Genomic DNA, 9,953 nt, shown 5'->3' with positions numbered 1-9,953 from the left:
GCCTCACAGCGCCGATGGTACTGCAGGGGGGACCCTGTGGGAGAGTAGGACACCGCCGGACTCCTTTTAGTCAAAATGGCCACCCATCGTTGGGTGGCCATTTTGCGTTTAAACGAAGAGAACAGGGAGCATCATGCCAGAAGAGGAAGAGCGCCGTCCGCGTCGCAACGACGACAGTGGATCGCGCGGGAACCGGGCTTCTGGCGGACGCTCCGGCAACAGCCGAGACGCCGCAGCTCCGCGCCGTGAGGGTGGCGGGTACAACCGTGATGGTGGTGCTCCGCGCCGTGAGGGTGGCTACAACCGGGACGGCGCAGCTCCCCGTCGCGAGGGTGGCTACAACCGGGACGGCGCAGCTCCCCGTCGTGAAGGTGGCTACAACCGTGACGGCGCGGCTCCCCGTCGCGAGGGTGGCGGGTACAACCGTGATGGTGGTGCTCCGCGCCGTGAAGGTGGCTACAACCGTGATGGTGGTGCTCCGCGCCGCGAGGGTGGCGGGTACAACCGTGATGGTGGTGCCCCGCGCCGCGAGGGCGGCTACAACCGTGACGGTGCAGCTCCGCGTCGCGAGGGTGGCGGGTACAACCGTGATGGTGGTGCCCCGCGCCGCGAGGGCGGCTACAACCGTGATGGTGGTGCTCCCCGCCGCGAGGGTGGCTATAACCGTGATGGTGCAGCTCCCCGTCGCGAGGGTGGCTATAACCGTGATGGTGCAGCTCCCCGTCGCGAGGGCGGGTACAACCGTGATGGTGGTGCCCCGCGCCGCGAAGGCGGCTACAACCGTGACGGTGGTGCCCCACGCCGCGAAGGCGGGTACAACCGTGACGGTGGTGCCCCGCGCCGCGAAGGCGGCTACAACCGTGACGGCGCAGCTCCCCGTCGCGAGGGTGGCTACAACCGTGACGGTGCAGCTCCGCGCCGCGAGGGCGGCGGCTACAACCGTGACGGCGCAGCTCCCCGTCGCGAAGGCGGGTACAACCGTGACGGCGCAGCTCCGCGCCGCGAGGGTGGCTACAACCGGGACGGCGCAGCTCCGCGCCGCGAGGGCGGCTACAACCGTGACGGCGCAGCCCCTCGCCGCGAAGGCGGCGACCGCGACAAGTCCCGGTCCTTCCCGCAGCGTGGGGGAGCGGGTAGGGAGCGTCCGGCTCAGGCGGCCAACGAGCGTCCGCGGTTCGATGAGCCGCAGATCCCCGATGACGTCACGGCACGTGACCTCAACGGGGCAGCTCGCAACGAGCTGAAGACTCTGAGCAAGGAGAACGCCGAGCACGTCGCCCGTCACCTGGCGATGGCCTCCCGCCTCATCGACGAGGACCCCGCACTGGCTCACGAACACGCGCTGGCTGCGTCGCGACGTGCCGGCCGTATCGCGATCGTCCGGGAGACTCTCGGCATCACCGCATACGCCACGGGGGACTTCGCCCTCGCTCTGCGCGAGCTGCGCACCTACCGTCGTATCTCGGGCAAGGACGATCAGATCGCTCTGATGGTCGACAGCGAGCGCGGCATCGGTCGTTCCGACCGTGCTCTCGAGACCGGACGAGCCGTCGATCGCTCCGCGCTCGACACGCCTGTCCGCGTCGCGCTGGCGATCGCGATGTCGGGCGCTCGCCTCGACCAGGGCGATCTCGAACTCGCACTGGGCGAGCTCGAGATCCCCGAGCTCGACCCCGATCGCGCATTCGAATGGAGCCCGGCTCTGTTCGCCGCTCGTGCCGCTGTCCTCGAAGATCTCGGACGCACGGACGAGGCGGAGTTCTGGGCTCATCGCGCCGAGGTGGCCGCCGAGGCGCTGGGCGTCGATGAAGCCGGCGACGAGGAGATCTTCATCGAAGATAGCCTCATCGAAGGCGAGTTCCCGGACGACGAGGACGGCGCACAGAGCGTCGCCGCGGCGACCTCTGACGATCTCGCTCCTGAGGGTGCAGAGGAAGAGTCGGATGTCGAAGAGGAGAGCGCTTCCGACGACGACGCGTCTGCGGAAGCGGACCCGACAGTCGAAGACGAGGTGCGCGAGCTTCTCGGCGAAGACGAGGTCGAAGACTCGGACCCGGAGGCGTAGTGGCGCTGTTCTCTCGGAAGCGATCCCCGCGCACTCCGCTCGACGGGGTCGACACGGTTCTCGCTGATCTCGATGGTGTGGTGTACGCAGGGCCTGGCGCGCTGCCGTTCGCGGTGGACAGCCTCAACGAGGCGGCGAAGTCGGCCCGGCTCGGCTACATCACGAACAACGCGGCACGCACGGATGCCTCGGTCGCAGCGCACTTGAGCAGTCTCGGGCTGCGCGTCCAGGCATCCGATGTCGTCACCAGCCCGCAGGCCGCGATGCGACTGATGGCGCAGATCGTCCCCGCGCCGGCGACGATCCTCGTCATCGGCGGCGACGGCCTGGTCGACGAGGTGCAGAAGGCCGGCTACACGGTCACGCGAAGCGCCGAGGACTCGCCGAGCGCTGTCGTGCAGGGGTTCGCTCCCGAGGTGGCATGGACGGATCTCGCCGAGGCGGCCTACGCGCTCAAGGTTCCCGAGGACGAAGGGGGCATCCCGTGGATCGCCACCAACACGGACTGGACGATTCCGCGCGAACGCGGCGTCGCGCCGGGCAACGGGACGCTCGTCTCCGCCGTGCACACGGCCATCGGCAGGCTCGCGACGGTCGCGGGGAAGCCGGAGGAGCCGATCTTCCGTGAGGCCCTCGCGCGCTTCGGCGCGAAGAAGGCGCTCTTCATCGGGGACCGCCTCGACACCGACATCATGGGCGCGAGTCGTGTCGGGATCGACTCGGTGCTGGTGCTCACGGGCATCGATCGTCCGAAGCATGTGCTGGCCGCGCCGGAGGGTTCGCGTCCCACGTACATCCTCGGCGACCTCCGTGAGCTCCATGCCCCGTACCCCGAGGTGATCGAGCAGGGCGGTGTGTTCCACGTGAACGGCGCCGCCGTGCGCGTCTCGGGAGCGGATGTCGAGATCGTCGCGGAGTCCGGTGAGCAGATCGATCTGCTGCGCGCGGGCGCTGCCGCCATCTGGGCATCCGGGACCCCGGTGTTCGTGCTGCGGGTACCCGAGCGCCTGTACGACGATCCGTTCCATCGCCCCTGAGGCGGCTCGCGTGGCTCCCTCCGGCGTCGGAGGCGCCGCGTACAGTAGAACCGTGAGCGATGAGACGACGAGCGCGCCGACCGATGGTCTGTGGAGTCGACTGCGCCTGATCGAGGGGCAGCCGCTTCCGGCGCGAGCCGATGCGTACTCAGCCCTCCACGACGAGCTTTCACGTCGCCTCGACAGCGGCGCGAAGCTCGAGCAGCGGGAGACTTCGGGATCCCGATGACGCGACTCGACGCCGCCCTCGCAGCCCGAGGACTCGCCCGTTCGCGCAGCCACGCGGCCACCCTCATCTCCGAGGGGCTCGTGAGCGTGGACGGCCGCCCCGTCGTGAAGGCGTCCACTGCTGTCGACGACGCGGCGGAGATCACGATCGCCGGGGCCGACCACTACGTCGGGCGCGCAGCCCACAAGCTCATCGCCGGTCTCGACGGCTTCGCGATCCCGGTCCAGGGGCGGCTCGCGCTCGACATGGGCGCATCCACCGGGGGCTTCACCCAGGTGCTGCGGGAACGCGGAGCACGCAGAGTTCTCGCCGTCGACGTCGGGCACGGGCAGCTCGCCCCGACCATCGCCGCCGACCCGGGAGTGGTGGCCGTCGAGGGCTACAACGTGCGTCACATGACTCGCGAGAACCTCACCGCTGCGACGGGGGAGGCTGAGGCGCCCGACCTCATCGTCGGAGACCTCTCGTTCATCTCCCTCGAACTCGTCCTCCCCGCCCTCGCCGCCGTCGGCACAGCGGAATCCGACATCCTGCTGCTCGTGAAGCCCCAGTTCGAGGTCGGGCGCACCGCCGTCCGCGGGGGACTGGTCACGGATCCCGCCACGCGCGCGGATGCGGTGGCGCGAACGGTCTGGAGCGCCTGGGACGCAGGGCTCGGAATGCTCGGCATCCTTCCCTCCCCGATCCTCGGAACGCACGGCAACGCCGAGTATCTCGTGCATCTCGCGCCGGGCCGGGGAAGCAATCCGACAGAATGGCTGGACAGCATCAACCGACTGGCAGGAGGACGATGAACGAGCGCAGCATCCTGGTCGTCGCCCACGCGGGCCGTGTGGACACCGTCGAGGCCGCCCGCCGGGTGATCGATGCGCTGAGAGACGCGGACGCACGGCCCGTCCTCGCCGCCGATGATCACGAGGCCCTCGTCGCCGTCGACCCGTTCTTCGCCGAGACCGAGGTGCTCGGCGTCTCCGTCGACCCGTCCGACCTCGAACTGGCCATCGTGCTCGGCGGTGACGGGACGATCCTGCGTGCGGCGGAACTCGTGCGAGACAGCGGTGCACCGGTGCTCGGCATCAACATGGGGCACGTCGGCTTCCTCGCCGAGATCGATCGTGACGACATGGACAAAGCCGTGCGTCGTGTCATCGACCGTGACTACGAGGTCGAGGAGCGACTGGCGCTGTCGGTGCGTGTGAAGGATGCCGACGGCACCGTGGTCTACGAGACCTGGGCCCTCAACGAGGCCACCGTCGAGAAGGCGAGCCGAGAGCGGATGATCGAGGTCGTCCTCGAGATCGACGGCCGACCGCTGTCGAGCTTCGGCTGCGACGGCATGGTCGTGTCCACCCCCACGGGCTCGACCGCCTACAACTTCTCGGCCGGGGGCCCGGTCATCTGGCCCAGCGTCGAGGCGATCGCCGTGGTGCCGTTGTCCGCCCACGCTCTGTTCGCCAAGCCGCTCGTCGTCAGTCCCGATGCCTCCGTCGCGATCGAGATGCTCGAGCGCACCGACGGCTCGGGCATTCTGTGGTGCGACGGCCGGCGCTCGCACGACCTGCCGCCGGGCGCTCGCGTCGTGGTGCGTCGGTCGTCGCGTCCGGTCAGGCTCGCGCGTCTGCATCCGACGGCGTTCACCGATCGCCTCGTGCGCAAGTTCCAGTTGCCCGTCGAAGGATGGCGTGGCCAAGCCCCGGGGGCATCGTCGTGATCGAGGAGACGTCATGATCGAGGAGATGCGGATGCAGGGACTCGGCGTCATCGCCGATGCCGTGTTGCCGCTCGGCCCCGGATTCACCGCGATCACCGGCGAGACGGGTGCGGGCAAGACCATGGTCGTCACCGGCCTCGGACTGCTGCTGGGTCAGCGTGCCGATTCCGGAGCGGTGCGTGCCGGCGCCGCACAGGCATCTGTGGCCGGCGTCTGGATCGTCCCCGCCGCCGGCATCGTCGCGGAGATCGTCGCCGATGCCGGTGGCGAGCTCGAGCCCGTCGGAGCCGGGAGCGCAGAGCTCTACGTGTCGCGCACGCTCAGCGCGGAGGGCCGCAGTCGTGCGAGCGTGGGGGGACGCGCCGCCCCCGCCGGTGTGCTCTCGTCGCTCGCGGAAGAGCTCGTCGTCGTCCATGGCCAGTCCGAGCAGCTGCGTCTGCGCTCGGCCGCGGCTCAACGCGATGCCCTCGACCGTTTCGGCGGCTCTCCGATCGCGGACGCCGTGGACCGTTACGCCCAGGCCTTCGCACACTGGCGGACCCTCGACACCGAGATCACGGAGATCACCGAGAACCGGGACCGTCGAGCCGAAGAGGCCGCGCGTCTTCGGGAGGCCATCGCCCTCATCGAGGCGACGGCGCCCGAGCCGGGGGAGGACGAGGAGCTCACTGCGCGCGCGGAGCGTCTCGCCAATGCCGAAGAGCTGCGTCTCGCGGCCTCCCTCGCCCACGGCGCGCTCTCGAACGAAGAGGGCGAGCCCGATGCCTCGGCACTCGTCGCTGAGGCGCGTCGCGTGCTGGAGAGGGCGTCCGATGCCCAGCTGACCGCGATCGGGGAGAACCTCGCCGACATCGGCTACCGGATCGCCGACACCGCCGGCCTCCTCTCCGCCTATCTCGCAGACCTCGATGAGACCGGTCCGCATGAGCTCGCCGCCGTCGAGGAACGCCGTGCCGCCCTCGGCACCCTGATCCGTGCGCACGGATCTCTCGACGAAGCCCTGGCCCTCTGGCAGACCGGATCCGCTCGATTGGCCGAGCTCGATGACGACGGAGATCGCATCGAACGCCTCATCGCCGAGCGGGATGCGGCGCGGAGCGAGCTCGACGCACACGCCGACGCCCTGACGGCAGCGCGCACCGAGGCCGCGTCCCGGCTCGGTGCGGCCGTGACCGAAGAGCTGCACGCACTCGCGATGCCGGACGCGCGCCTGGAGGTCGTGGTCTCCGAAGGAGCGGAGAGCGCGCACGGTCGCGACGATGTCGCGATCCTCCTCGCTCCTCACCCCGGTGCGGAGCCGCGCTCCGTCTCGAAAGGTGCGTCCGGTGGCGAGCTCTCGCGCGTGATGCTGGCCATCGAAGTGGTGATCGCCGCGACGGACCCGGTTCCGACTTTCGTCTTCGACGAGGTCGATGCGGGCATCGGCGGAGCGGCGGCCATCGAAGTCGGGCGGCGACTCGCCCGGCTCGCCGAGAAGTCGCAGGTCATCGCGGTGACGCATCTCGCACAGGTCGCTGCCTTCGCGAACAACCATCTCTCGGTCGTCAAAGCCAATGACGGCGCGGTCACGGCCTCCAGTGTGCGGCGTCTGGAGGGGGAGGAGCGGGAAGCCGAGATGGCGCGTCTGCTGTCGGGACTCGCCGATTCCGATGCCGCTCTGACCCATGCCCGCGAACTTCTCAGCCTCCGCGTCCCCACTGCCTGATAGGATCGAAGCCCGTGATGAACTCTTCTTCTGCGGGACCCAAGAACGACACGACCAAGCACATCTTCGTGACTGGTGGTGTCGTTTCGTCTTTGGGTAAGGGACTGACGGCTGCCAGCCTCGGCAACCTCCTCACTGCTCGCGGTCTGCGCGTCGTGATGCAGAAGCTCGACCCGTACCTGAACGTCGATCCGGGCACGATGAACCCCTTCCAGCACGGCGAGGTTTTCGTGACGGATGACGGGGCCGAGACCGATCTCGACATCGGACACTACGAGCGCTTCCTCGACATCAACCTGTCCGAGGCGGCCAACGTCACCACCGGTCAGATCTACTCGCAGGTCATCGCGCGCGAGCGCCGCGGCGAGTACCTCGGCGACACCGTGCAGGTCATCCCGCACATCACCGACGAGATCAAGCGCCGCATGCGGCTGCAGGCCTCTGAGGAGCCGCGCCCCGACGTGATCATCACCGAGGTCGGCGGCACCGTCGGCGACATCGAGTCCCAGCCGTTCCTCGAGTCCGCCCGCCAGCTGCGCCACGAGCTCGGCCGCGACAGCGTCTTCTTCGTGCACGTGTCGCTCGTGCCGTTCATGGGCGCGTCGGGGGAGCAGAAGACCAAGCCGACCCAGCACTCGGTCGCAGCCCTCCGCCAGGTCGGCATCCAGCCGGATGCGCTGGTGCTGCGCAGCGACCGTCCGGTGAGCGCGAGCAACCGCAACAAGATCGCGCTGATGTGCGACGTCGACGTCGAGGGTGTCATCAACACCGTCGATCTGCCGAGCATCTACGACATCCCCTCGACGCTGAACGACCAGGGTCTCGACTCGTACATCGTGCGCCGCCTGGGCCTGGACCAGAAGGCGGCCGACGTCGACTGGACCCGCTGGAACAAGGTGCTGCACGCGGTGCACAACCCCAAGCACGAGGTGACGATCGGTCTGGTCGGCAAGTACATCGACCTGCCGGACGCCTACCTCTCGGTGACCGAGGCGCTCAAGGCCGGCGGCTTCGCGCAGGAGACCAAGGTCAACATCCGCTGGATTCCGTCCGACCTCTGCGAGACGCCGGAAGGCGCCCAGGAGCAGCTGGCCGAGCTCGACGGCATCTGCGTGCCCGGCGGATTCGGTATCCGCGGCATCGAAGGCAAGCTCGGCGCGCTGAAGTTCGCGCGCGAGCAGGGCATCCCGACGCTCGGCCTCTGCCTCGGACTGCAGTGCATGGTCATCGAGTACGCCCGTGACGTGGCGGGAATCGTCGGTGCCTCGTCGAGCGAGTTCGACCCGGACACCGCAGAGCCCGTGATCGCGACGATGGCCGAGCAGGTCGACATCCTCGACGGCGGCGACCTGGGTGGCACCATGCGCCTCGGTCTGTACCAGGCTGCACTCGCCGAGGGATCGCTCGCCCGTGAACTCTACGGCGCGCCCGAGGCATCCGAGCGTCACCGTCACCGCTACGAGGTGAACAACGCCTACCGTGACCGTCTCTCGGCAGCAGGACTGGTGTTCTCAGGCCTCAACCCTGAACTCGACCTGGTCGAGTACGTCGAGCTGCCGCGCGACGTGCACCCGTACTACATCGCCACCCAGGCGCACCCCGAGCTGCGTTCGCGTCCGACTGCCCCGCACCCGCTGTTCCGCGGCCTGGTCGGCGCGGCGATCGAGCGGCACCGTGCAAGCGAGCTGTTCGACGTCAGCGCGGATGACTGAGCCGACGGAGAACCTCCGGGACGAGCCCTTCGAGCCGGAGGTTCTCCACAGCGACCTCGTCTACCGGGGCAGCGTCTGGGACGTGCGCTCCGACCGCGTGCGCTACGGCGAGGGCGAGATCGTTCGGCAGTACGTCGATCACACCGGCGCGGTGGCGATCGTCGCGCTCGACGACGAGGGGCGCGTGCTGCTGATCCAGCAGTATCGCCATCCGATCCGGCACCGTGACTGGGAGCTTCCAGCCGGGCTGCTCGACGTGGAGGGGGAGGAGCCTCTCGCTGCCGCCCGACGCGAGCTCGCCGAGGAGGCCGACCTGGTCGCCGCGCACTGGGAGCCGCTGGTCTCCTCATGGACGACTCCCGGCGGGAACGACGAGATCATCCACCTGTTCCTCGCGACCGGGGTCGCATCGGCCGGATCGCCACACGATCGCGAAGACGAGGAAGCGGACATCCGTGTGGAGTGGGTGCCGCTGGCCGAGGCCGTCTCCGCCGTGCTCGAGGGGCGGATGCGCAACGGCATCCTCGCGATCGGTGTGCTCGCAGCCGCACAGAGGCTCCGCGACCGGAGCTGACGATGCTGCTCGAGCGCGCCCTCGACGCCTACCTGCGTCATGTCACAGTCGAGCGCGGCCTGAGCGCGCACACGATCGCGGCGTACCGACGTGACCTCGGGACATACCGTGAGTGGCTGGTCGCCGACGGGATCGGTGACACCGCGGAGGTGACACCCGCGGTGATCGATCGGTTCATCGGTGAGCGGGCCTCGGCGGAGCCGCCCCCGGCCTCGACGAGCCTGGCCAGACTGCAGTCCTCGGTGCGAGGGTGGCATCGCTTCCTGGCGCGGGAGGGCATCGAGGTCGATGACCCGAGCGCCCGTCTCCGTCCGCCGAAGGCGCCGCAACGGCTTCCCAAGGCGCTGACCATAGAACAGGTCGAGCGCCTTCTCTCGGCGCCCTCAGGCGAAGAACCTCTCGGCATCCGTGATCGTGCTCTGCTCGAACTCCTCTACGCGACCGGCGCGCGCGTGTCGGAGGCGATCGACCTCGATGTGGACGATCTGGCTCACGGCGATGTCCTGCGGCTGAGGGGCAAAGGGTCGAAGGAGCGCATCGTGCCCCTGGGGTCTTACGCGCGCACCGCCGTGGACGCCTATCTGACGCGCGTGCGCCCGGGGCTCGCCATGAAGGGACGGGCATCGGCCCGACTCTTCCTCGGTGCTCGTGGAGCCCCGCTTTCCCGCCAGAGCGCGTGGCTGGTCATCCGAGCCGCCGCCGAGCGCGCCCAGATCACCACCGATGTCTCGCCGCACACCCTGCGGCACTCGTTCGCGACGCATCTCCTGCAAGGAGGTGCCGACGTGCGCGTGGTGCAGGAGCTGCTCGGCCATTCCTCCGTCGCGACCACGCAGATCTACACCCACGTCTCGGTCGACGCCCTCCGCGACATCTACGCGACCTCGCATCCCCGCGCGCGCTGAGGGGAGAGGTCCGTT

Annotated in this window: 10 protein-coding genes; 9 read left to right on the top strand and 1 reads right to left on the bottom strand. The window is 69.2% G+C overall.

What is annotated here, in order from left to right:
• Positions 1–70: 70 nt before the first annotated feature.
• The gene (locus tag F6W70_RS10770) at positions 71–1,285 is read right to left on the bottom strand and encodes a hypothetical protein (protein WP_151486595.1); all 1,215 of its coding nucleotides are present in this window, start codon (positions 1,283–1,285) and stop codon (positions 71–73) included.
• A gap of 6 nt (positions 1,286–1,291) precedes the next feature.
• Between F6W70_RS10770 and F6W70_RS10765 the strand changes: the two genes are divergently transcribed.
• Genes F6W70_RS10765 through xerD form a run of 9 tightly spaced genes read left to right on the top strand, consistent with a single transcriptional unit; the run spans position 1,292 to position 9,938 of the window.
• Positions 1,292–2,065 (top strand): hypothetical protein, encoded by a 774-nt coding sequence (locus F6W70_RS10765; RefSeq protein WP_151486594.1) that lies wholly within the window; start codon positions 1,292–1,294, stop codon positions 2,063–2,065.
• Positions 2,065–3,102, top strand: a complete 1,038-nt coding sequence (locus tag F6W70_RS10760; protein ID WP_017830129.1) for an HAD-IIA family hydrolase — start codon at positions 2,065–2,067, stop codon at positions 3,100–3,102. The genes F6W70_RS10765 and F6W70_RS10760 overlap by 1 nt, the downstream gene beginning before the upstream one ends.
• Before the next feature lie 52 nt (positions 3,103–3,154).
• Positions 3,155–3,331: a hypothetical protein gene (locus tag F6W70_RS17810; protein WP_164743656.1), complete on the top strand. Its 177-nt coding sequence runs from the start codon at positions 3,155–3,157 to the stop codon at positions 3,329–3,331.
• On the top strand, positions 3,328–4,125 hold the full coding sequence (locus F6W70_RS10755) for a TlyA family RNA methyltransferase (protein WP_151486593.1): 798 nt from the start codon (positions 3,328–3,330) through the stop codon (positions 4,123–4,125). Before F6W70_RS17810 ends, F6W70_RS10755 begins: the two co-directional genes overlap by 4 nt.
• Positions 4,122–5,042 carry an NAD kinase gene (locus F6W70_RS10750; RefSeq protein WP_055867128.1) on the top strand — a complete coding sequence of 307 codons (921 nt, stop codon included), beginning with the start codon at positions 4,122–4,124 and terminating at the stop codon, positions 5,040–5,042. Before F6W70_RS10755 ends, F6W70_RS10750 begins: the two co-directional genes overlap by 4 nt.
• Positions 5,043–5,055: 13 nt before the next feature.
• Positions 5,056–6,747 carry a DNA repair protein RecN gene (gene recN / locus F6W70_RS10745; RefSeq protein ID WP_151486592.1) on the top strand — a complete coding sequence of 564 codons (1,692 nt, stop codon included), beginning with the start codon at positions 5,056–5,058 and terminating at the stop codon, positions 6,745–6,747.
• 17 nt (positions 6,748–6,764) lie between these two features.
• Complete coding sequence (gene pyrG / locus F6W70_RS10740; RefSeq protein WP_151486591.1) at positions 6,765–8,459, top strand: CTP synthase; 1,695 nt, start codon at positions 6,765–6,767, stop codon at positions 8,457–8,459.
• Complete coding sequence (locus tag F6W70_RS10735) at positions 8,452–9,033, top strand: NUDIX domain-containing protein (RefSeq protein WP_151486590.1); 582 nt, start codon at positions 8,452–8,454, stop codon at positions 9,031–9,033. The genes pyrG and F6W70_RS10735 overlap by 8 nt, the downstream gene beginning before the upstream one ends.
• Positions 9,034–9,035: 2 nt before the next feature.
• Positions 9,036–9,938, top strand: coding sequence for a site-specific tyrosine recombinase XerD (gene xerD, locus F6W70_RS10730; RefSeq protein ID WP_151486589.1), 903 nt, complete (start codon positions 9,036–9,038; stop codon positions 9,936–9,938).
• Positions 9,939–9,953 lie beyond the last annotated feature (15 nt).

It is taken from the genome of Microbacterium maritypicum (assembly GCF_008868125.1).
GTDB lineage: Bacteria > Actinomycetota > Actinomycetes > Actinomycetales > Microbacteriaceae > Microbacterium > Microbacterium maritypicum.
The sequence above is the reverse complement of the archived record's forward strand: the minus strand, read 5'-3'. Positions and strand labels throughout refer to the sequence as shown.

What these genes read in the sequence shown, in the direction of transcription:
- xerD (WP_151486589.1), top strand. Translation starts at nt 9,036, where the DNA reads ATGCTGCTCGAGCGCGCCCTCGACGCCTACCTGCGTCATGTCACAGTC.
- F6W70_RS10755 (WP_151486593.1), top strand. Translation starts at nt 3,328, where the DNA reads ATGACGCGACTCGACGCCGCCCTCGCAGCCCGAGGACTCGCCCGTTCG.
- F6W70_RS10750 (WP_055867128.1), top strand. Translation starts at nt 4,122, where the DNA reads ATGAACGAGCGCAGCATCCTGGTCGTCGCCCACGCGGGCCGTGTGGAC.
- recN (WP_151486592.1), top strand. Translation starts at nt 5,056, where the DNA reads ATGATCGAGGAGATGCGGATGCAGGGACTCGGCGTCATCGCCGATGCC.
- F6W70_RS10765 (WP_151486594.1), top strand. Translation starts at nt 1,292, where the DNA reads ATGGCCTCCCGCCTCATCGACGAGGACCCCGCACTGGCTCACGAACAC.
- pyrG (WP_151486591.1), top strand. Translation starts at nt 6,765, where the DNA reads ATGAACTCTTCTTCTGCGGGACCCAAGAACGACACGACCAAGCACATC.
- F6W70_RS10735 (WP_151486590.1), top strand. Translation starts at nt 8,452, where the DNA reads ATGACTGAGCCGACGGAGAACCTCCGGGACGAGCCCTTCGAGCCGGAG.